The sequence below is a fragment of the Aquimarina acroporae genome (assembly GCF_023195925.1).
Taxonomy (GTDB): domain Bacteria; phylum Bacteroidota; class Bacteroidia; order Flavobacteriales; family Flavobacteriaceae; genus Aquimarina; species Aquimarina acroporae.
Genome location: NZ_JALPRE010000011.1, coordinates 196,840 through 219,602, shown reverse-complemented (window position 1 = coordinate 219,602; position 22,763 = coordinate 196,840). Strand labels below are relative to the sequence as shown.

The 22,763-nt window shown below is 34.3% G+C and carries 23 protein-coding genes; 13 read left to right on the top strand and 10 right to left on the bottom strand.

Features of this window, described 5'->3' with window-relative positions; all coding sequences use genetic code 11:
* Positions 1–13: 13 nt before the first annotated feature.
* The gene (locus M0D21_RS16700) at positions 14–337 is read right to left on the bottom strand and encodes a winged helix-turn-helix transcriptional regulator (protein WP_248331638.1); all 324 of its coding nucleotides are present in this window, start codon (positions 335–337) and stop codon (positions 14–16) included.
* A gap of 209 nt (positions 338–546) precedes the next feature.
* Here M0D21_RS16700 and M0D21_RS16695 point away from each other — a divergent pair, with 209 nt between their 5' ends.
* From M0D21_RS16695 to M0D21_RS16685, 3 genes are all read left to right on the top strand, one after another.
* Positions 547–963, top strand: coding sequence for a lipocalin-like domain-containing protein (locus M0D21_RS16695; protein ID WP_248331636.1), 417 nt, complete (start codon positions 547–549; stop codon positions 961–963).
* A gap of 150 nt (positions 964–1,113) precedes the next feature.
* Positions 1,114–2,133 carry a phenylalanine--tRNA ligase subunit alpha gene (gene pheS, locus M0D21_RS16690; RefSeq protein WP_248331633.1) on the top strand — a complete coding sequence of 340 codons (1,020 nt, stop codon included), beginning with the start codon at positions 1,114–1,116 and terminating at the stop codon, positions 2,131–2,133.
* Between the two features lie 19 nt (positions 2,134–2,152).
* Positions 2,153–2,548 (top strand): hypothetical protein, encoded by a 396-nt coding sequence (locus tag M0D21_RS16685; RefSeq protein ID WP_248331631.1) that lies wholly within the window; start codon positions 2,153–2,155, stop codon positions 2,546–2,548.
* A 71-nt stretch (positions 2,549–2,619) separates the two neighbouring features.
* Here the strand turns inward: M0D21_RS16685 and M0D21_RS16680 are convergent, their stop codons facing one another.
* Both M0D21_RS16680 and M0D21_RS16675 read right to left on the bottom strand, forming a co-directional pair.
* On the bottom strand, positions 2,620–4,041 hold the full coding sequence (locus M0D21_RS16680; RefSeq protein ID WP_248331629.1) for a M56 family metallopeptidase: 1,422 nt from the start codon (positions 4,039–4,041) through the stop codon (positions 2,620–2,622).
* On the bottom strand, positions 4,038–4,400 hold the full coding sequence (locus tag M0D21_RS16675; RefSeq protein ID WP_248331627.1) for a BlaI/MecI/CopY family transcriptional regulator: 363 nt from the start codon (positions 4,398–4,400) through the stop codon (positions 4,038–4,040). The genes M0D21_RS16680 and M0D21_RS16675 overlap by 4 nt, the downstream gene beginning before the upstream one ends.
* Positions 4,401–4,764: 364 nt before the next feature.
* On the opposite strand from M0D21_RS16675, the gene M0D21_RS16670 reads away from it, so the two are divergent.
* Positions 4,765–5,238, top strand: a complete 474-nt coding sequence (locus M0D21_RS16670) for a hypothetical protein (RefSeq protein WP_248331625.1) — start codon at positions 4,765–4,767, stop codon at positions 5,236–5,238.
* A 132-nt stretch (positions 5,239–5,370) separates the two neighbouring features.
* Here the strand turns inward: M0D21_RS16670 and M0D21_RS16665 are convergent, their stop codons facing one another.
* Together M0D21_RS16665 and trpS are read right to left on the bottom strand one after the other, a co-directional pair.
* Complete coding sequence (locus M0D21_RS16665) at positions 5,371–6,096, bottom strand: DUF6261 family protein (RefSeq protein ID WP_248331623.1); 726 nt, start codon at positions 6,094–6,096, stop codon at positions 5,371–5,373.
* Between the two features lie 571 nt (positions 6,097–6,667).
* Positions 6,668–7,636 (bottom strand): tryptophan--tRNA ligase, encoded by a 969-nt coding sequence (gene trpS / locus M0D21_RS16660; protein WP_248331621.1) that lies wholly within the window; start codon positions 7,634–7,636, stop codon positions 6,668–6,670.
* A gap of 73 nt (positions 7,637–7,709) precedes the next feature.
* On the opposite strand from trpS, the gene M0D21_RS16655 reads away from it, so the two are divergent.
* Positions 7,710–8,453 (top strand): lysophospholipid acyltransferase family protein, encoded by a 744-nt coding sequence (locus M0D21_RS16655; RefSeq protein WP_248331619.1) that lies wholly within the window; start codon positions 7,710–7,712, stop codon positions 8,451–8,453.
* A gap of 92 nt (positions 8,454–8,545) precedes the next feature.
* Here M0D21_RS16655 and M0D21_RS16650 read toward each other — a convergent pair whose 3' ends face one another.
* From M0D21_RS16650 to recA, 4 genes are all read right to left on the bottom strand, one after another.
* Positions 8,546–10,057, bottom strand: coding sequence for an outer membrane beta-barrel protein (locus tag M0D21_RS16650; protein WP_248331617.1), 1,512 nt, complete (start codon positions 10,055–10,057; stop codon positions 8,546–8,548).
* Positions 10,054–10,605 (bottom strand): RNA polymerase sigma factor, encoded by a 552-nt coding sequence (locus tag M0D21_RS16645; RefSeq protein ID WP_248331615.1) that lies wholly within the window; start codon positions 10,603–10,605, stop codon positions 10,054–10,056. The genes M0D21_RS16650 and M0D21_RS16645 overlap by 4 nt, the downstream gene beginning before the upstream one ends.
* Positions 10,606–10,629: 24 nt before the next feature.
* Positions 10,630–11,049 (bottom strand): hypothetical protein, encoded by a 420-nt coding sequence (locus M0D21_RS16640; protein ID WP_248331613.1) that lies wholly within the window; start codon positions 11,047–11,049, stop codon positions 10,630–10,632.
* Positions 11,050–11,185: 136 nt separating this feature from the next.
* Positions 11,186–12,196 carry a recombinase RecA gene (recA, locus tag M0D21_RS16635; protein ID WP_248331907.1) on the bottom strand — a complete coding sequence of 337 codons (1,011 nt, stop codon included), beginning with the start codon at positions 12,194–12,196 and terminating at the stop codon, positions 11,186–11,188.
* Between the two features lie 468 nt (positions 12,197–12,664).
* On the opposite strand from recA, the gene trhO reads away from it, so the two are divergent.
* From trhO to M0D21_RS16595, 8 genes are all read left to right on the top strand, one after another.
* Entirely contained in the window at positions 12,665–13,696 is a 1,032-nt protein-coding gene (trhO, locus tag M0D21_RS16630; protein WP_248331611.1) for an oxygen-dependent tRNA uridine(34) hydroxylase TrhO, read from the top strand.
* 155 nt (positions 13,697–13,851) lie between these two features.
* The gene (locus M0D21_RS16625; protein ID WP_248331609.1) at positions 13,852–15,132 is read left to right on the top strand and encodes a PSP1 domain-containing protein; all 1,281 of its coding nucleotides are present in this window, start codon (positions 13,852–13,854) and stop codon (positions 15,130–15,132) included.
* Entirely contained in the window at positions 15,119–15,613 is a 495-nt protein-coding gene (locus tag M0D21_RS16620; RefSeq protein WP_248331606.1) for a gliding motility lipoprotein GldH, read from the top strand. The genes M0D21_RS16625 and M0D21_RS16620 overlap by 14 nt, the downstream gene beginning before the upstream one ends.
* Positions 15,614–17,965 (top strand): penicillin-binding protein 1A, encoded by a 2,352-nt coding sequence (locus M0D21_RS16615; RefSeq protein WP_248331604.1) that lies wholly within the window; start codon positions 15,614–15,616, stop codon positions 17,963–17,965.
* 99 nt (positions 17,966–18,064) lie between these two features.
* Positions 18,065–18,766: a CoA transferase subunit A gene (locus M0D21_RS16610; protein WP_248331602.1), complete on the top strand. Its 702-nt coding sequence runs from the start codon at positions 18,065–18,067 to the stop codon at positions 18,764–18,766.
* A gap of 33 nt (positions 18,767–18,799) precedes the next feature.
* The gene (locus M0D21_RS16605) at positions 18,800–19,441 is read left to right on the top strand and encodes a peroxiredoxin (RefSeq protein WP_248331600.1); all 642 of its coding nucleotides are present in this window, start codon (positions 18,800–18,802) and stop codon (positions 19,439–19,441) included.
* Between the two features lie 12 nt (positions 19,442–19,453).
* Complete coding sequence (locus tag M0D21_RS16600) at positions 19,454–19,792, top strand: hypothetical protein (RefSeq protein ID WP_248331598.1); 339 nt, start codon at positions 19,454–19,456, stop codon at positions 19,790–19,792.
* 2 nt (positions 19,793–19,794) lie between these two features.
* Positions 19,795–20,448, top strand: coding sequence for a CoA transferase subunit B (locus tag M0D21_RS16595; protein ID WP_248331596.1), 654 nt, complete (start codon positions 19,795–19,797; stop codon positions 20,446–20,448).
* A gap of 539 nt (positions 20,449–20,987) precedes the next feature.
* Here M0D21_RS16595 and M0D21_RS16590 read toward each other — a convergent pair.
* Positions 20,988–22,679 (bottom strand): ABC transporter ATP-binding protein, encoded by a 1,692-nt coding sequence (locus tag M0D21_RS16590; protein WP_248331594.1) that lies wholly within the window; start codon positions 22,677–22,679, stop codon positions 20,988–20,990.
* Between the last annotated feature and the right edge of the window lie 84 nt (positions 22,680–22,763).

Sequence of the window (22,763 nt, the reverse complement as noted above, 5' to 3'; positions counted from 1 at the left end):
GTAGTTTTATGTATTAAAAATCTTTTGCCCAATTTCTTGCCCAATCTTCCAATGGATGCAATAATTGAAATATTTCCTCTCCTTTTTTAGTAAGAGCATAGCCTTCTAGCGTTCTTTTTATCATAGCTGCTTGTACTAGTTCTTTTAAACGTTTATTTAGTGTAGAAGGTGATATAGATTCACATCGTTCTTGAAGTGCTCTAAAAGTACATGGTCCTTCATGCAACCTCCAGATAATGCCCATCGACCAACTTCTGCCTAAAAGATCAAAAAGAGCCATTAAATGATTACCTGATTTAGATCCTCTTACTGGTTTGCCTGGAGTTGGAAATGACATAATAATTGTAGTTAGCTATTAAAAACATAGCAAAACTATTAAATATGTAGCATTGCTACAAAAAAAGTAGCAAAAAGTTTTGTTAATAAAAGGTGAATTAGAGTAAAATTAACAGCGTAAAATTCAATTTGATAGTTTCGGGATGATAATTTTACGGCCAGACTTTCTTTAGAAGGTTACAACCATGTAAACAAACCAATTAAATACCCATGAAAAAAAATACTCTTTTGTATGCAGTATGTATTGTTGTTTTTTTTGCGTCCTGTAGTTCAGATGATGATCAAAATAATGATCCAATTGTTGGAAAATGGACCCTTTCAGAAAGGTTTCATAACGGAGAAGCTATCGCATTAGATGACTGTTTTAAAAATGATCAAGTTATCTTTTCTGAAAATGAAACTTTAAATTCTACATTTCATAGAGTAGCAGGAAGTACCTGCGAGGTTTCTCATACTGCAGAGGGAACCTGGAAAAATCTTGGAGATAGCAAATATACTATGACAGAAAGTAACGAAGAACCATACAGTTGTGTTATAAGTGAAAATGGAACTGTTTTTTCTATTGAAACTACGTTTGAGTTTCAGGGAGAAGAAATTGTGCAAAGAGATATTCTGGTTAAAAATTAGATGATCTTTATTTTATCAAGAAATTAATTTTGTAGTGTTAAATTTATAAGGACATATTTGGTAATATGACCAGAGAAACGTTTTCTAATTAGAAGGCGTTTTTTTATGATATTAATTCGCTAAATTTGCCCTTCTATTAAGTAAATAGTGATGATTGATAAAATAAAAGAGTACATAGCAGAAGTTGATGGTTTCAAGGCTAAAACCAAGGAGGAAGTAGAAGCATTTAGAATTAAGTTTTCTGGAAAGAAAGGTTTAATAAATGACTTTTTTGCTGAGTTTAGAAATATAGCCAATGACCAGAAAAAGGAATTTGGACAAGCTATAAATGCTCTTAAAGTAGCTGCAGAAAGTAAAGTAAAATCTCTAAAGGAAGAGCTAGAGTCTAAAGAAGAGGAAAACGGAAAATATGGGGATCTCACTAGACCTTCTGAACCGATTAATCTTGGATCTAGGCACCCAATTTCGTTAGTAAAAAACCAAATCATCGATATATTTTCACGCATAGGGTTTAATGTAAGTGAAGGTCCTGAGATAGAAGATGATTGGCATAACTTTACGGCACTTAATTTACCAGAATATCACCCCGCTAGAGATATGCAGGATACTTTTTTTGTGCAAACTGACCCAGATATTTTATTAAGAACTCATACATCTTCGGTTCAAGTAAGGTATATGGAGAACAATCAACCTCCTATACGAACTATTTCACCAGGAAGGGTGTATAGAAATGAAGCAATTTCGGCAAGATCACATTGTTTCTTTCACCAGGTAGAAGGTTTATACATAGATAAGAACGTATCCTTTGCAGATTTGAAACAGACCTTGCAATATTTTACTACCGAAATGTTTGGGAAGTCAAAGATACGTTTAAGACCTTCATACTTTCCGTTTACAGAACCAAGTGCAGAAGTAGATGTATATTGGGGTCTTGAGACAGAGACAGATTATAAAATGACCAAAGGTACAGGATGGCTTGAGATTATGGGTTGCGGTATGGTAGATCCAAACGTGCTTAAGAATTGTAATATTGATCCAGAAGAATACAGCGGATTTGCTTTCGGAATGGGAATCGATCGTATCGCATTACTTTTATATGGAATCTCTGATATTAGAATGCTAAGTGAAAACGATGTTCGTTTTTTAGAGCAGTTTAAATCTTCATTATAATTCCAAAGGATTTCTTATTGTGAAAAAAGATATTGAAATACCAGTAGTCGAAAATGTATATATCGCTGTGGTTAAAGAATGGAATGAAGAATTTTTGGCTCAAGATTGGAATTCTTATATCATTAATGATAGAGATACACCCATAGAAATGGTACTTATCGTTACCAAAGGTTATGATAATGAACGTAAAACATCGTTACTGAGACATGGTATTGGTACGGTTGCTGCAAAATCTTCAGCAAAAATTGAAATGATACAAGAAGAACTTCTTGGAATGAATAATGAATTTACCGTTACTTTTTTTGCAGAGGGTAAGTTGTATGACAAAAAATACCTTTTCAGGAAGAATACCATTAATGAAAATGCCTTTCAGGATTTACCAGTAATGGATCAACGAGGAATTCTAGTAAAGTAATAACAGTATATCAGAAACGACAAAAGCCAAAACCTTTGGGTTTTGGCTTTTCTGTATAAAATGGTTTTCCTTTACTTTATTTCAAATACAATAGGTAATTCATAAAGAACAGAGACATTAACCCCTTGTTGTTGTCCTGGAGTCATAGCAGGAAGGTTTTCGAGCACCCTGATAGCTTCATTTCTAAGACTAAGATGCTTATTTTTGGTTTTGATATTCTTTATCTTACCGTCTCTTCCAATAGAAAATTGTACTCCAATTTTTTGCCGTCCACTAATATTTTCTTCTTCAGCAACTTTTACATTGAATTCTGAGGTGATAAATTGTGAAATTTTCTCTCCAAAGCATTTTTTGATTCCTTCTTGAGAAAGGCCTTCACAGCCAGGATATACAGGCACTTTTTCAATAGTACCAAAAGGTAATGCCATAGCGTCTATAGTGTTTGCGTATTTTGGGTTTGTAAAATCATTGGTGACCAACAGTGCCATTTTTTTTAGTGCTTCTTCTTCTTCTGGGCTTACATTACCCTGTATCTGTAATTGTTCATGCACCGCATTGATCTTTTCCAATAATGGAGTTTGAGCGGCACTAGTTTGTGCACTTGTTTCATCACTGCAGGAGGTATAGACCAACATTACAGATACTACAGGGATAAGTAATAAATATTTCAGTTGAAATATTTTCTTCGATTTTGATTTTTGTAACATAACGATTCGTTTTTTAATTAATGAATGATTGAAAAATGTATTGATAAATGATATGTTGTCTGTCTGGAACACCTGCGATAATAGGTTTTGATAATATTCCTTTTTGCTAGTTTCTGAAACTGCCTTAGCATCTGCGATATATTCTTGTAGTACTGTAATTCGATGTTGATACATATATACTAATGGGTTGAACCACATTGCAATACGTAGGACTTCAAAAAAGATGAGGTCTAAAGAATGGTATTGAGAAACATGTGTTTTTTCATGCAGAAGGATGTTAGCTCTTTTGGTTTCAGAAAGGAGTTCTCCTAAAAATATGGTTCTAAAAAAAGAAAATGCGGACGTTGTGTTTGGGAGTGATATAATAGTAAAAGTATCAATCTTTGTTTTGGCACCGCTACGTTTAAATTTTAATATTTTATGAATTTTTAATAAAAATAGGAATAGACTAAAAGCGGCGCCTAGAAACCACACCGCAAATAGTATTTGAGATACATTAATGAATTGTAATGAAGGGGTAGAAGAGGTTAATACAATTTCGGGAAGTTGTATAGGTTGTATTCTGTTTGTATTTAATAATATTTCAGGTAATTGAATGATGTATTGGTCGGGAATACGTTCTCTTATTGTATCTACTTTTATAAAAGGTATAATTAAGCTTAGCACGGGGCTTGCAATAAGATACAAGCGATTCCCAGTAAAAAAGGTCTCTTTTTTCAAAAATAAATCATACACTAGTAAAAAAAGAAGTTGTATGGCGATGATTTGTAAGAGATAATGTATCATTCTTCTTCGGTATTAATTTCTTTAAGAGCAGCTTCCATTTCTTCGAGACTGATATCATTTTTCTTAATAAAGAAGGATACCAAGCTTTTGAAAGAACCTTGAAAATAACCATCTACTAACTTATTTATACTTTGGTTACTATAATCAGATTTTTTAACAATGGGTATGTATATATGTATTCTTCCTTCTTTTCTATAGTTTACAAATTCTTTTTCCTCAAGTATTCTTACAATAGTAGAAACAGTATTATAAGCAGGCTTAGGCTCAGGTATTTGCTCTAAGATGGATACTACACTGGCTTCCTGTAGTTGCCATAGTATTTTCATAATATCTTCTTCGGCTTTGGTAAGTTGTTTCATAATTATATATAAAATGAAATAATAGAATTGAAACAAATATAAACTAAATTTTTAGTTTGAACTAATAATTTAGTTTGAAATTTTCAAATCTTCATTTACTTTTAAAATTGAGAAGCAGTTTATATGGCGTATTCGTGGTTTTTTTTCAAACATTTGGAATTACAGTTATTGCATAAATTTCTCAAAAACGTTGTGAAAAAAGTTTGGTTTTGAGTAATTTCTTATAAGATTGTTATAGAAATAGGTGATCTAATAAATATCGATAAAATGCATTTATTATCGTTAAAACGCATATTTTAACGTTAAAAATTTGTTAATTTGAAGTGTTTTTCTGATTTTTGCCATGTAATTGGAACTACACTATATGAAAAAACTACTACTCGTCTATACATTGCGGTTTTTTGCGTTCTGCATTTTGATGTGCTCGTGTGGTAGTGGTGGTAATAATACTCCTGAAACTACTATTATAGGTGTATGGAAATTGAAGCAAGAATATAGTAATGAGGGAGGGGATACTCCTTTAAAAGAATTTCCTTTGTCAAATTGTGATAAAGCGACAACATTAGAAATTTTAAAAAGTGGTCGATTTGTCGAAAAAAGCTATTTCGAGAGTTCAAACCTCCTTGGAGATTGCTCAAAAGATGATCAGGAGACCAAAGGTGATTGGAAACGAAATCCAGAAGGAATGTTTCTATTTATTTATGATAAGAACAATATACTTTCTTTGGTAGGCTCTGTAGTAACTATAGAAAACGGAAACCTGGTGGTTTCTACGGTATATAATGACCGAGATCTAGGTCCTAGAACAAAACTCAAATTTATTTATTCAAAAGTTTGATGATTTTTAGTGTTAAGTAAAAGCCTGTGTTTTACACAGGCTTTTTTTGTCTCTGTTGAAAGGTATTTTTTACTCTATTAAAGAGTAGGGCTATAAAACACAATTGGAAGAGACGTTTTTAAAATATTATGATCAGGTCAATTCTGAATTGACCTGTATATGAATTCTTTTTTCGGCCAGCTGATTATACTGTAGTGTTAAATGATTAATATCATTTATAAGACGATCATAGTCTTCAGAGTTTGATATCGATTTATAAACTGAAATATGAGATAACAACACAAAATAACTGTTTTCAATGGCTTTTCGATGTTCATCGATTGGTAGTTGTTTTACAGTCTCAAATTCGATTTTCTGTTGTAGATATTTCCAGTTAAAACTACTATTAGCTTCTATTAATTCCTGCGCCCATTTGTTAAGTTTTAAGGTAATAAGGGCGTTTTTTAAAACTGAGATTTTTTCCCAATCTTCACATAGTCTATTAATTATATCGGTTTTGTTATGATGGTTTTGATAAATGATTATTTTCCCACATTGATCAAAACTATGCAATAATACCCTGGCAGCAGCTCGTTTTTCGGGATCGTAATGATATGTATAACTTTGACAAACAGATTGCATACCAATAATAGCTAAATCACGTCTTTTATCTAGAGCCTCAATGGTATCTGAAGTAGTATTTTCGACTTGCTTTTTAGCATCGGTATGTAGGGCAATGAAATGATCATTAAGGATGATGATTTGAGGAACTATATTTAGATTTTTTGGGTCATATCGTGTAGTTATGTTTTTTATTTCGTTCACATAACGCATAAATTCACTATTCCTAAATTTACTAAATTGAGGGGTGCTAAACATTTTGAGACATTTTACTTACGGTTATATCTTTTAAAAACCGATCGGCAAGCTATAACTAAAATGTAAAAAATCTTTACGGAAATCCATAAGACATCTATTTTTCAAGGATTTACAAAAAATAGAGGTAAGATTTGCATCATCTAAAAGAATAGCTTCAAGATGCTTTGCTAAAATATACTTTTCTTATTAAAAAAGCATATATCAAAAACGGAATACAAAGACAAATAATAACAGATGTGGTTTTATAGGTGCTACCAAAGACAATAAAAAAATTCAAAAAATCTACCGATGTATTAAAAAGAATTTTAGAAAAATTTTCAAAATCAAAAAGGGAGACTATCGCAAGTATTAATATTGTAAAACCAATTTTGAAATAGTTTTTTTGATAGATTTTATCAATTAGAATAGACCAAGAAAAAGGGATCCCAATAAACCAAATAATTACATTTATCTCTTCATATGAAAGACCGGTTACCCTTTCAAGGTATTTCAGGAAATTATAGGTAAGATCAAAAAAATAATCCATAAAGTTCAGATTATTAACAACCAATAACCGACTTTTAGGTAAAAATTAATACCCCACTTTTTCACGCACTCGTGCGAGCACTTTGTCGGCTACTGCAGTTGCTTTTTTAGCACCAATGGCTAATGCATCATCTACTTCATTCAAATTTTCCATATAATAGTTGTAGCGTTCTCTCTCTTTAGAGAATTTTTCTATTATCAATTCAAACAGGGCCTGTTTTGCATGACCGTATCCATAGTTACCACCTAAATAATTTTTACGCATTTCTTCCTGCTGATCTGGAGTTGCAACTAGCTTATAAAGCGCAAATACGTTGCAGGTATCTGGATCTTTAGGATCTTCAAGAGGTGTGCTATCGGTTTCGATAGACATAATCTGTTTTCTTAACTTCTTGTCTGGTAAAAATAGATTAATGATGTTTCCTTTTGACTTACTCATTTTACTTCCATCGGTACCAGGCACATACATGGTTTCTTTTTGTAATTGAATTTCAGGTAATACAAAAATTTCACCAACTTGATTATGCATTCTGGAGGCCACATCTCTAGTCATTTCAAGATGCTGAGTCTGGTCTTTACCAACAGGTACAATTTCGGCGTCATATAATAAAATGTCGGCAGCCATAAGCATAGGATACGTAAAAAGCCCAGTGTTTACATCTTCAAGGCGATCTGCTTTATCTTTAAACGAATGGGCAAGAGTTAATCGCTGGTATGGAAAAAAGCAGCTCAAGTACCAAGATAATTCAGTTACTTGAGGAATATCACTTTGTCTATAAAAAACGGTTTTTTCAATATCTAGTCCAAAAGCCAACCAGGTAGCAGCAGTAGAATATGTATTCTCACGCAACGTTTTTGCATCCTTAATCTGAGTAAGAGAATGCATGTCTGCAATAAACAAGAAAGATTCGTTTTCAGGTTCATTTGCCATTGCAATGGCCGGAATAATTGCACCAAGTAAATTTCCTAAATGTGGTGTTCCGGTACTTTGTACTCCTGTTAGTATTCTAGACATAGTAATTTGATAATTTCTGGCAAAGGTAATTTTTTTGTTAACATAGCTCAAACCAATTGTGTATTTTTGGGAGATGCTTATCATAAAGAAAATACTCATTTTGCTTTGGCGTATTTGGTTCTACATTCTTATGGGTGTACCAATTATTATTATGTTCCCTGTTTTACTGGTATTTACATCAAGAGAACAATGGTATCCTCAGTTTTTTGTAGTTGCTCGTTTCTGGGCCAAAATTGTATTGTATGGTTGCGGTTTTATTCCAATGGTTTCAAAAGAAGCCGAAATCAATCGTAAGCAAAGCTATATGTTTGTCGCAAATCATACATCGATGACAGATATTATGTTAATGTTGTATTGTGTTAAGAATCCATTTGTATTTGTGGGTAAGAAAGAGCTGGCGAAGATTCCAATTTTTGGTTTTTTCTATAAACGAACCTGTATTCTTGTAGATCGCAGTAACCAAAAGAGTAGAAAAGAGGTTTTTGATAGTGCACAGGCAAGGTTAAACAATGGGACCAGTATTTGTATTTTTCCTGAAGGAGGTATTCCCGATGATGAATCTATTGTTTTGGATGATTTTAAAGATGGCGCTTTCAGACTAGCGATAGATCATCAAATTCCTATATTGCCGCTTACATTTTTAGACAATAAAAAACGTTTCTCATACACTTTTTTTAGTGGGAGCCCTGGAAAAATGAGGGCACATATTCTTAAAGAAATTTCTACAAAAGGATTAACTCAATCAAATAAGAAAGAGCTTAAAATGGCAACTAGAGATATCATACTTCAAACTTTAGAAAACGATATTAGAAAATAAAAAAGCCGCTCCTCCCCAGGAACGGCTTTGCTCATCATTGCCTTTTTAAGCAATAATTGCCTAACCAACTAAACTAAAATCTCTATATAGATTTAAAATTTTATACTTACTCCAGTATAGACACCAAAATAATAGGGTCTAAAATCATCAGAATTCTCAAAAGCGTTGAACTGATATTTTAAAATCGGTTCTAAATTCAATTGAAACTGATCTGATATTTTATAATCAATTCCTATGCCAAAATTACCACTGAAGCTAATTTCGTTTAAATTATTTCCTTCTCCCAGCTCAGTCTCGAAGTCACCGGCCTCTAGAGAAATTTCATTATCTTGAAGAAAAAGCGTGCTTATACCACCTATCATATTCACTCCTAATTTCTTATTCAAAATAGCATATTTCATTTCGAGAGGAACTTCTATATATGCGATATTCTGGTTAAGTGATGCGATATTTTGTCTTTGATTAATAACATCTCTCGCCACTTCAAATGATGAAGAGTCAGAAATATTGGAGTTGCCAAAATCAGAAATTAAAATTGCAGTCCCGTTAGGGCTGTAGTCTATATTTGAAAGGTTTTGCCCTGTAGCAGAAGGATTAAATCCAACATCTTGCGTACTGTAACTAAGATCTACTTTGTTCACACCAGATCGTATACTAAGGCGGTCATTCACTGCATAAGATATTTGAACCCCATAACTAAGGTTTACCTCTCCATTTTTTTCGTTATCGGCAAATTGAGAGTCTATAGAGGATCCTTCCCCAATAGAATTGTAATAAACAGGAGCTATATTTGGGGATACAATCCACCGTTTTGTAGAAGAACTTTGAGTTTCTTCTTCCTTTTCATTGTCCTTAGATTCAGCTATAGCTTCAAAAATAGATTTTTTCTCATCGTTTACAGGATCTGTTGTAGCGTTATCTTCTTTAAGGTTGTTATTAGATTGCTGTTGCGCAATTTTTTCTTTTATGACATTACCATTCGCATTTTTGTTTTCATTTGTGCTTTGGCTTTTCACTGGTTCAGTAGTCGCAATAACAGGGCTATTTTTCGTTTGGTCTTGCGCAATCGCAATCGCATTTTTTGTATTAGATTCTGAAGGGTTTTTGGCTTTGTTTGTTGATGATGCCTTTAGTGGCGAATTGGTGTTAGTCAAAGATTTTTTATCATTGGGAATATTGTAGGTTTCTTTAGTATTTACTATTTCTGTGGCATGGTCTTCTACAGACTGAATATCTTCTTTATCGCTATTGATACTATTTTTTTCTTGATCGTTTTCAACAATTTTGTTTGGTGTGATTTCAGAAGGACTGGTATTTTGAGGCACTTCGGTAGTATTTGTGTTTTCAGTTTTTTCTGAATTTACAATTGTGGTATTTGTTGTAGAAGTAGGGTTATTATTGGTTAGAAAATACCCAATGGTGGCTATAACGGCTACCAAAGCTGCGGCTCCTCCTACTTTATACCAAAGTGGAATTAGAAAAACTCTTTTTTTACTCTTCTTTTGTTGAGCTTGAATTTTTTCCCAAACCGATTCATCAGGAGTAACCTCAAAGTCTTTAAACTTCTCCTGGAATAAACGATCTATATTTTTTTTATGACTCATCTTCGTTCTTCAATTGCTCGAACACAATGTTCCGAATTGGCTTCGATTTTTGTTTTTAAAATATTCCTGGCTCGGGCCAGATTAGATTTTGATGTTCCTATCGAGATAGAAAGCATCTCTGCGATCTCTTTATGAGAATAGCCATCTAATACATATAAATTAAATACCAGTCTGTATCGATCTGGCAATTGCTGTATGATATGCAAAAGATAGTCTAATGAAACTTCTTCATTTTCTATTTCTACATCAACTTCTTCTATTTGTTCTTCATTAACAATGTCAAAGACTTTTTGTTTTCGATATTTCTGTAAAGCTGTGTTTATGGTAATACGCTTTATCCATCCTTCAAAAGAACCTTGATGTTTGTATTGATTGATCTTGTCAAAAATAGTTATAAATGCATCTTGCAAAGTGTCCTCGGCGCTAGGATAATCTTTAGAGTATTTTAAGCAAATAGAGAATAATTTGCCACTATACAATCTGTACAATTGCTCCTGTGCCTCAGCATTTTTTTTCTTACATTTTTTTATGAGTTGATCTAAACCCACCAATACTTTTTTTGATTTATGTGATTAGTTTTCTACAGGAACTTCAATAGTCAAAAATTGATTGTTCCCGTCGTCGTCTCGACCTTGCCAAAACCGGAATACATAAGAATTTTCTATTCCTACAACAAAATCAAACGATTGCTCAATTAATTCTGTAGTTCCCAAATCTTCGCAATTATCTGGGTTTACTACCAAATTTACAACCGATACAGTTCGTTCATTGGCAAATCTGTTGTAGTCGAATCCAGCAAATCCATGACAACTAGAAGGTCTGAAGTAATTGACATCTATAGTGTATGTTTCACCCCTTGTAAAACTATCTGGAACAGAAACACTTTCGATAGAGACCAATTCATAGAAGAAATTCGTGTTGTCGTCATCTAGATCACACCCTATTAGGAATGTAGCCAAAAGACATACAAGTACAGTTTTTATCCTTTTCATAATTCTTACAGTTAGAGAGACAAAATATCTAATCTAATATATAGATGTAAAGAGAAGAATATGGTTGCTTTAAGGTATAAAAAAAACCTGTATTCATGACCATGAATACAGGTTTTTACAAGTTTATTAAGGTTTTCTATTCCTCTTTAACGATTTTGATCGCTTCTTTTATTTTTTCTTCTAATTCTTCCATTAATTCGGGATTGTCATTGAGTAAGGCCTTAACAGCATCTCTACCTTGACCAAGCTTAGTGTCCTGATAGCTAAACCAAGATCCACTTTTCTTCACAATTTCGTAGGCAACTCCAATATCTATAATTTCTCCATTTTTAGAAATCCCTTCTCCATACATGATATCGAATTCTGCAGTTCTAAACGGAGGAGCTACTTTGTTTTTTACAATTTTTACTCTGGTTTTATTTCCAATTACTTCACTGTTACTATCTTTTATTTGTGTAGAACGACGAATGTCTAAACGAACCGAAGCATAAAATTTTAATGCGTTACCTCCAGTTGTAGTTTCTGGGTTACCAAACATTACCCCGATCTTTTCACGAAGCTGGTTAATGAAAATAACTGTACAATTTGTTTTGCTGATAGAACTTGTCAATTTTCGAAGTGCCTGTGACATTAACCGAGCATGTAATCCCATTTTTGAGTCACCCATTTCTCCCTCAATTTCGCTTTTTGGAGTAAGAGCGGCAACAGAATCTATTACTATAATATCGATAGCTCCCGATCTAATTAAATTGTCAGCAATTTCAAGAGCTTGTTCTCCATGATCGGGTTGCGAAATAATTAAATCTTCAATGTCAACACCCAATTTTTCGGCATAAAAACGATCAAAAGCATGTTCTGCATCAATAAAAGCAGCAATACCTCCTGCTTTTTGAGCTTGAGCAATAGCATGTAGCGTTAATGTAGTTTTACCCGAAGATTCTGGTCCGTAAATCTCTATAACTCTTCCTCTTGGGTAACCACCCACACCAAGCGCCAAATCTAGACCCAAAGATCCTGTAGAAATAACATCTACCTCTTGAACAGAGCTATCGCTCATTTTCATTACGGTTCCTTTTCCGTAGGCTTTATCTAATTTATCTAGGGTTAATTTTAGTGCTTTTAGTTTTGCTTCTTTCTCTGTACTCATTTGTTGTTCAAATATATCTGGATTCGACATCTATCTTAAACTTTTTGCTAAAGTACTATTTCTTTTTGTAGTTGCGATATGGATTCTAAAATCGTTATTAACAACAAAACTTAACTTAAAATCACAGCCTTTTATAAGTTTAAAAAAAATTGAGCGCAACCTTTTTATGCTTCGTACATCTACCTAAAAAAGCAATAGAACATAATACTCATCATAACATAGATGAAATTTCTTAAAAGAGTGGTAAAACATTACCAAAATGGGTATACAAGTACTAAAATTAGTAGTTGTATAGTTGATGGTGGCTAGCTTCGTTACCTATTATTTTAATCGTTAAAATTAAATAAGTAACGAATTAGCCAAAAAATGCCTTGAATATAATTTCAAGGCATTTTTTTATAATCTCCTTATGATTTGTACTTTTGCCAAAAAATTGAATTCTTTTTTAACTTAAAACATTAGTATAGCATGCAACTGTACAATAAATTAAGTGCAAAAGAAAGAGCAGCCCTAATCGATGATGCCGGTACAGATCGGCTCACGCTTTCTTTCTACCAATATGCACACATCGGAAATCCAGAAATTTTTAGAAATCACCTTTTTATACGTTGGAACGAACTCGATGTTCTTGGGCGAATTTATGTAGCCAAAGAGGGGATCAATGGACAACTTTCGGTTCCAGCTCCAAAATTTAATGCATTTAAGGAGCATCTAGATAGTATTTCTTTCTTAGAAAATGTTCGATTAAATATAGCGAGAGAGCAAGATTCAAAGTCATTCTTAAAATTAAAGGTAAAAGTAAGGCACAAAATCGTTGCCGATGGGTTAAATGATGATACGTTTGACGTTACCAATAAAGGAGTTCATGTAGATGCAGAGAGATTTAATGCACTTATTGAAGATCCAGATACTGTTTTGGTAGATATGCGAAATCACTATGAGAGTGAAATAGGCCATTTTAAAGGAGCGGTTACTCCAGATGTAGATACATTTAGAGATTCATTAGATATTATTGAAGAAGACCTACGCGAACATAAAGAAGATAAAAAACTGGTAATGTATTGTACAGGCGGAATAAGGTGTGAAAAAGCCAGTGCCTATTACAAGCATAAAGGGTTTAAAAATGTATTTCAACTAGAAGGAGGAATTATAGAATATGCCCGACAAGTCGAAGAAAAAGGTCTTGAAAACAAATTTTTAGGAAAAAACTTCGTTTTTGATCATAGAAGAGCAGAGCGAATCTCAGGAGATATTATTGCAAATTGCCACCAATGTGGTAAACCTTGCGATACACATGTAAACTGTGCAAACGAAGCTTGTCATTTATTGTTTATTCAATGTGAAGACTGTGCGTCTGAGATGGAGAACTGTTGTTCAAATGAATGTAAGGAAGTAAATCGACTACCTTATGAAGAGCAAAAGGCGCTCCGAAAAGGAAAGGGTAACAGTAATAAAATCTTTAAAAAAGGTCGCTCAGAAGCGTTAAAATTTAAAAGGTGACGCTAAAATGCCAAAGATACTATGGCAGATAATTTTTTTCATAGTATCTTTAACAATTGAGAAGTTAGAAATGCTTTAATAAAAAATCTAACTTGAGTAAGAACCGTATTTGTCATGATTTTATTCATAGACAAATTTCAATATAGAACTAAAATATGGGGTGTAGTAGTTGTTCTTCCGGAAAAGACGGACAACCTAAAGGATGTAAGAACAATGGTACTTGCGGTACCGATGGTTGCAATAAATTAACAGTTTTCGATTGGTTATCGAATATGTCACTTCCCAGTGGTGCAAAGCCTTTTCATTGCGTAGAGATACGTTTTAAAAATGGTAGAAAAGGATTCTTCAAAAATACAGAAAATCTATCTTTAAGTATAGGGGATATTGTAGCGACTGAGGCCTCGCCGGGTCACGACGTAGGTATCGTGTCATTAACAGGAGAGTTGGTGCGTATCCAAATGAAAAAGAAAAAAGTGGAGCTAGATAGCGATGATATCAAAAAAATATATCGCAAAGCTTCACAAAAGGATATCGATATTTGGCAGAAATCGAGAGACCGAGAAGAGAAAATGAAGGTGAGATCTCGTGAAATTGCAATTCGCTTAGAATTACAAATGAAAATTTCTGATATCGAATTTCAGGGAGATGGTTCTAAAGCTACTTTCTATTATACTGCCGAAGAGCGTGTAGATTTTAGACAGCTTATTAAAGAATTTGCACATGAGTTTAGCATCAGAATTGAAATGCGTCAGGTGGGCTTTAGACAAGAAGCTGCAAGACTTGGTGGGGTAGGTTCTTGTGGTAGGGAATTGTGCTGTTCTACTTGGTTAACCGATTTTAGATCTGTAAATACCAGTGCAGCCCGATATCAACAACTATCGTTGAACCCTCAAAAATTGGCTGGACAATGTGGTAAACTTAAATGCTGTCTTAATTATGAGTTAGATGCTTATATAGACGCACTAAATGAGTTTCCAAAACCAGAGACAAAATTACATACTGAAAAAGGAGTAGCCGTATGCCAGAAAATTGATATTTTTAAAGGGCTACTGTGGTATGCTTATGAAGGAGAGTGGATGAATTGGCACAAAATCTCTGCAGAACATGCCGGTGAAATTATCGCGGCCAATAACAATAATGAAAAGGTAGCTAGTCTTGAAGAATTCGCATCAGAATTGCTAGAAGACACTAAAATGGATTTTGAGAACGTTGTAGGACAAGATAGTTTAACTAGATTTGATCAACCTAAGCGTAGTAGTAAAAGAAGGAGAAAAAATAGAAATAAAAGAAAGAACACGAATAAAGGTTCTTCAGATAAACAAACAGTGACCGCAAAATCAAAAGGAGGGAATTCTGAAAACAAAAATTCAAACAGGTCAAAAAACCAAAGGAATAAAAGACATAGATCACGTAATAAGAACAATGATAAATCTTAGGTTTATACTTATAATTTGTGCAGCCTTACTGGTTGTTTCTTGCGATGATAACCAGATTTTTGATGAATATCAAACAGTAGCAGATGCCTGGGAAATGAACGAGAAAGTAAGTTTTATTTTACCAGAACTTGGCGAAGAGAATAACTATAATCTTTTTATTAATGTTCGAAACACAAATGATTATAGATATAGCAATTTGTTTTTGATAAGTGAAATGAAATTTCCTAACGGAAAGGTAGTTACAGATACCTTGGAATATGATATGGCAGCCCCCAATGGCGAATGGTTAGGAACAGGTTTTTCAGATGTAAAGGAAAACAAATTATGGTATAAAGAAAATGTATCTTTTTCTGAAGAAGGAGAGTATACAATTACCCTACAGCATGCAATGCGTAAAAATGGAGAAGTAGATGGAATACATTCTCTAGAAGGGATAACAGATATTGGATTTAGAATAGAACCTGCTCAAAACCTTAAATAAATGGCAAAGGCAACACCCAAATCAAAATCGAGTAAGAAAAGAACAACCAAGTCTAAAACTAAAGCAGTAAGTACACTTACTTTTATAAAGGGATTTTGGATCACATTTGCATCAGGAATTCTTCTTATTGTCCTACTTTTTCTTTTAGCAAGTTGGGGGGCATTTGGAGAAATGCCTCAGTTTAAAGAGTTAGAAAACCCTCAAAATGATCTTGCTACACAAATTATCTCTTCTGATGGGGTACAGATAGGAACATTTTTCAAAGAAAATAGAACTCCGGTTGATTATGAAGATCTTCCGCAGCATTTGGTAAATGCATTGGTTGCTACCGAAGATGCAAGATACTACGACCACTCAGGTATCGATGCTAGAGGTACTCTAAGAGCTTTTATATTTTTAGGGAGTAAAGGAGGGGCAAGTACCATTTCTCAGCAGTTGGCAAAGCAGTTGTTTACAGGAGGTTCTAAAAATAAATTTGAAAGATACCTGCAAAAAATACAGGAATGGGTAATCGCTACTCGATTAGAGCGACAATACACCAAAAAGGAAATCATGACGATGTATCTTAATAAATACGATTTCCTAAATCAAGCCATCGGTATAAGCTCGGCGTCAAGAATCTATTTTAATAGAGATACTCCGAAAAATCTTAAAATTGAAGAAGCTGCTGTTTTAGTGGGAATGCTAAAAAACTCTTCACTTTTTAACCCACTTAGAAGACCAGAAATGGTAAAAGACCGAAGAGATGTGGTGCTTAGCCAAATGGCAAAGTATGAATATATTACCGAAGTCGAAAAAGACAGTCTACAGCAATTACCATTAAAATTAGACTATGCTCCAGAAGGGCATTCTGATGGCACGGCAACATATTTTAGAGAATATGTAAGGAGTTGGATGTCGAAATGGGTAAAAGAAAACCCTAAGGGAGAAAATGAAGAAGGAGATCCAGAATTTTTTAATATTTATAGAGACGGACTTAGAATTAATGTGACGATAGATTCTAGAATGCAAAAATATGCAGAAGAAGCTACTAAAGAGCACATGTCTAACCTTCAGAAAGAATTTGACAAACAGGAAAAAAACAATAAGACGAGCCCGTTTAGAGATATCACCAAAGCCGAGGTAGAAGGCATTGTAAAAAGAGCAATACGAACTTCAGCAAGAAGAAAGAAAATGTTGGATGAAGGAAAGAGCGAAAAGGAGATTTTGGCGTCTTTTGATAAGAAAACCGACATGAAAATCTTTAGTTGGAAAGGAGAAATAGATACTATAATGACTCCAAAAGACTCCATTTTATATTATAAGAAGTTCTTACGTTCAGGTTTAATGTCTATGGAGCCACAAACAGGTCATGTTAAGGCTTGGGTGGGCGGAGTCAACTACAAGCACTTCCAGTATGACCATGTGTATCAGGGAGCACGCCAGGTAGGGTCTACATTTAAGCCTTTTGTTTATGCGACCGCTATAGATCAATTAAAACTCTCTCCTTGTGACACCTTACCATTGTCGCAAATTACCATCCCAGTAGGATCTCATGGAGTAGTAGAGAAAGATTGGACTCCACGAAATGATAATGCTGAGTACACTGGTTATATGAGCCTTAAAACGGCTCTGGCAAAATCTGTGAATACTATTTCTGCTAGATTAATGGATAGAATTGGTCCAGAACCTATTGTGCGTTTGGCCGACAAGGCAGGCGTTGAATCAGAAATTATAGGTGTTGCATCTATAGCTTTGGGATCGGTAGATTTAAAGCTATCTGAAATGGTAGGAGCTTACAGTACTTTTGCAAATCAAGGGATATATACCAAACCTGTTATGATCACGAGCATAGAAGATAAAAATGGGGCTACTTTGTATCAATTTGTTCCTGAAACTAGAGACGTGATTAGTAAAGAAGCTGCCTATGTAACTATTAACCTAATGGAGGGAGTTACACAATATGGTTCTGGTGCTAGATTACGTTCAGGACCTTCCAACAGAGAAGATATTAAGGCGGTAGTAACGGGACACCCATATCAATTTAATAACCCTATTGCTGGTAAAACAGGAACCACTCAAAACCAAAGTGATGGTTGGTTTATGGGTATTGTGCCTAACCTTTGTACTGGAGTATGGGTTGGAGGTGATGACCGTGCCACGCATTTTAGAACTACTAGGTATGGTCAGGGTGCTGCCATGGCATTACCAATTTGGGCATTGTTTATGAGAAAATGCTATGAAGATGAGACCCTAAAAGTTTCAAAAGATGCATTTCCAAAACCAGAAACCTTAACGATTGAGGTAGATTGTGAAGAGTTTAAAAAGAGCAATGTACAAGAAGAGAATATTGATGATGAATTCTCAATGTAGTACTTCCTTATAACTATTAAATTATTCGTAAAACCATCATAGTTCAAACGATATAGTACTATTTTTTTAGTACTTTTATTTCGATAAAATTTGAACAATATGATTCGTAAAACGGTACCCAATGTTACCGAAGCTTTATCAGGGGTAAAGAACGATATGACCTTTATGCTTGGGGGATTTGGACTCTGCGGAATTCCTGAAAATGCAATTGCAGAATTAGTAAAGCTAAATATTAAGGGACTCACTTGTATTTCTAATAATGCAGGAGTAGATGACTTTGGTTTAGGGCTTCTTCTTCAAAAAAAACAGATCAAAAAAATGGTGTCTTCCTATGTAGGGGAGAATGATGAGTTTGAACGTCAAATGCTAAGTGGCGAATTAGACGTTGAGCTTATACCGCAAGGTACATTGGCCGAACGGTGCAGAGCTGCGCAAGGAGGTTTTCCTGCGTTCTATACACCTGCAGGATATGGTACAGAAGTAGCAGAAGGAAAAGAGACTCGAGAATTCAACGGTAAAATGTATGTTCTGGAGCATGCATTTCAAGCTGATTTTGCATTTGTAAAAGCCTGGAAGGGAGATGAAGCAGGTAATTTGATTTTTAAAGGAACAGCAAGAAACTTTAACCCGTGTATGGCAGGAGCGGCCAAAATTACGGTTGCCGAGGTCGAAGAGCTTGTCCCCGCGGGTAGTCTGGACCCAGATCATATTCATATTCCAGGAATCTTTGTGCAAAGAATCTTTAAGGGAGAGAAATATGAAAAACGAATCGAACAACGAACCGTTCGTAAAAAAGAATAATAAGATACTTTTAAAACCAAAAACATAACAATTATGGCCACATTAAGATTAGGAGATGAAGCTCCAAACTTTACAGCAAAAACTACAGAGGGAGAAATCGATTTTCATAACTGGTTAGGAGATAGCTGGGGAGTGCTTTTTTCGCACCCTGCAGATTACACACCAGTTTGTACAACAGAACTAGGAACAGTAGCTAAGTATACAGAAGAATTCAACAAACGTAATGTGAAAGTGGCTGCGCTAAGTGTAGACGGCCTAGAATCACACCACGGATGGATAAAGGATATTAATGAAACTCAAAAAACTACAGTTAATTTCCCAATAATAGCAGATGAAGATAGAAAGGTGTCTGAGTTATACGATATGATTCACCCAAATGCAGATAGTCAGCTTACCGTAAGATCGGTTTTTGTAATTGACCCAAGTAAAAAAGTAAAGCTTACCATTACATATCCAGCTTCTACAGGACGTAATTTTGATGAATTACTACGAGTTATCGATTCTTTACAATTAACAGCATATCATAAAGTAGCAACTCCAGCAAACTGGAATGAAGGTGATGATTGTGTTATTGTTCCTTCGGTAACCAATGAAGAAATTCCGGGACTTTTTCCAAAAGGGCACAAAGAAATTAAACCTTATTTGAGAATGACTCCGCAACCTAATTTGAATTAATACAGGGGATTGATGAGGTTGGAATACACATGTTCTGGATGCAAGAAGCAAAATAAGTATACTCCAGTTACAGCAACAAGAGGAGAGCTGCAAATGAAAGTAGGGGATGAGGTTGATGTGAATTGTGACTATTGTGGTAAATTAGATAAAAAACATATTAATAGAATTGATGCTGTGGTTGACAGCCGTAAAATGCTTGTTGCTTTTGTTATAAGTGCAGTGGTAACTTGTGTTTTATTTATGTATTTCGGATTGATAGGTACCATTACTTTTGGAATACCTTTTTTGATGTGGGTTCAAGAAAACAAATCGATTAGTAGCTTTAATTCGTATAAAATTAGAAGAAGATAATTATGCTAGATAAAAACGGAATAGCAAAACGTATTGCCAAAGAATTGCAGGATGGATATTTTGTAAATCTTGGTATAGGTATCCCTACTCTGGTCGCAAATTACATACCGCAGGGAATAGATGTAGAATTTCAGAGTGAGAATGGCGTATTAGGAATGGGACCATTTCCTTTTGAGGGCGAAGAAGACGCAGATATAATTAATGCAGGTAAGCAAACCATTACCACCATGCCTGGAGCTTCGTTTTTTGACTCTGCTACAAGTTTTAGCATGATTAGAGGGCAACATGTCGATCTAACTATTTTAGGCGCTATGGAAGTATCTGAAAGTGGAGATATCGCAAACTGGAAGATCCCGGGCAAAATGGTAAAAGGTATGGGAGGTGCAATGGACCTAGTGGCAAGTGCTGAAAATATCATAGTTGCCATGATGCATACCAATAAAGCAGGGAAATCTAAGTTATTGAAGAAATGCTCTCTTCCGCTTACAGGAGTAAACTGTGTAAAAAAGGTTGTTACCAATTTAGCTTTGATGGAAATAACCGAAGATGGATTCAAACTTTTAGAAAGAGCTCCTGGGGTTAGTGTAGAAGAAATAGAAAATGCAACCGAAGGAAAATTGATTATCGAAGGAGAAATTCCTGAAATGACCATATGAGTATAGAATTCTAATCCTAATTACAGGGTAACGAATAATAATTGAAACATAACGGATAATAATTTAGATAAATGATCGTTTATAGTTTTACACACACGCAAACTCAATTTTGAAAGAAAAATACTACTCTTTCGATAAGATTCCTATTACCTTAAACCTTTACTTTAACCTGTAAAAACAAGCTTCTGAAAGTAAAATGTTAAAATTTTGAGTATTTTGTCGATTTATTAGGTCTTTAAACGTGTTTATTGATTTTTTTTTGCATATTAGTGTCCCCTTAGAAAATAATGCCCCCTAAAACACATTGTTTTTTAAGAACTAGACTAATTATTAACCCACACAATATTGTCCCTATTATGAAAAAGCGTATAAATCGTTTACAGAAGTCAGTTAAACCAACTATGGAATTACTTTCAAACTGTATGTATTTAGCGAAAAAAGTATTTTTGTTGATGTGATTTTTTGTTGTTAATCAATCGCAACCTCCCCAAGTCGCGATGAATTAAACCTGTTAACCTGCTTAAGCTTAACAGGTTTTTTTATTGCCCTTTAGGAATGGCATCAATTAGTTTTTTGGTATAAGCCTTTTTGGGATTTTCATAAATTTGGTCTGCATCACCGTATTCCTCAATTTTTCCTTGATTCATAACCAATAACTGATCAGACATATATTTTACTACTGCCAGATCGTGTGATATGAATATATAGGTGAATCCAAATCTTTCTTTCAAATCATTTAATAAATTAAGCACTTTTGCTTGCACAGAAATATCTAGGGCACTTACCGATTCATCACAAACAATAAGTTTGGGTTGTAGAGCAATAGTTCTGGCAATACCTATTCGTTGTCGTTGCCCACCACTAAATTCATGAGGATATCTATTAAAATGCTCTTCATTAAGCCCTACTTGTAAAAGTAATTCTATTACTTTTTCTTTTCTTTCGGTATCATTGGTATATAGTCCATAAGCTTGCATAGGTTCTATAATGGCTTTTCCAACTGTTAGCCTGGGATTGAGGGAAGCGAATGGATCTTGAAAAATAAGTTGAATTTCTTTTCTTAAGTTTCTTATTTCTGAAGAAGAGAGTTGGGTGATATCCTGACCTTTATAGATGATTTGACCTTTGTCTGCTTTATCAAGTTGCAATATGGTATTTCCCAATGTAGATTTTCCGCAACCAGATTCTCCTACTAAGCCTAATGTCTCCCCTTCATATAGCTTAAAACTTACATCATCTACTGCTTTGAATTCTGTTTTGCCAAAAAAACCAACTTTAGAAAAATAGGTTTTTTCTACATTATGCACTTCGAGTAGTGGAGGATTTTTATACAGTTCTGTATGATGTTTTTGACGCTGCTCCTGGGTTATAATTTCATGAGACGGCTCGACATCAGCTAAAAAATCGGAAATAGTTGGTAGTGTTTTAAACCGAACATCTAAAGTAGGACGTGCATTAATAAGGGCTTTGGTATAATCTTTTTCTGGTGATTTAAAAATATGTGATACCGGTCCATACTCTACTTTTTTCCCTTGATACATTACTAAAACGTGATCTGCAATTTCTGAAACAAGCGAAAGATCATGTGAAATGAATAAAACACTCATTTTATACTCATGCTGCAGACTTTTGAGTAAAGCTATAATTTCTTTTTGAACCGTAACATCTAAGGCAGTTGTAGGTTCATCGGCAATAAGTAATTTTGGTTTACAGGCAATGGCCATCGCAATCATGATACGTTGTTTCTGGCCACCACTCAATTCATGCGGGTAGGATCGAAAAGCTTTTTCAGGATCGGGTAATTTAACCTTTGTAAAAAGAGAAATTGCTTCAGAACGAGCATCGGCTTTAGAAAGCGAAGTGTGCTGCAATAATATTTCTGCCACCTGTTTCCCACACTTCATAGATGGGTTTAAAGAACTCATAGGTTCTTGAAAAATCATAGCTATTTCATTACCTCGTATCGTTCTAAATTCCTTTTCGGTTAATGTTGGTAGGGATATTCCGTTGTAGACAATATCTCCTTTAGATATTTTCGAAATTTTATTCGGAAGTAATCCTAAAATAGCCAATGAAGCAACAGATTTTCCGCTTCCAGACTCTCCAACAACACCCAAGATTTCATTTTTATAGATGTTAAAAGAAATATCATGCAGTACCTGATTTTCCTTGTTGTCAGAGAAAAACGAGATACAAAGGTCTTTTACTGAGAGTATGATATTTTCATCCATAGCGTAAAGCTAGTCAAATTTAAGCAATACGCAGTGAGACAAGAAGCTATTTTGGTGTGATATTTGCTATATTTACCTATCAAA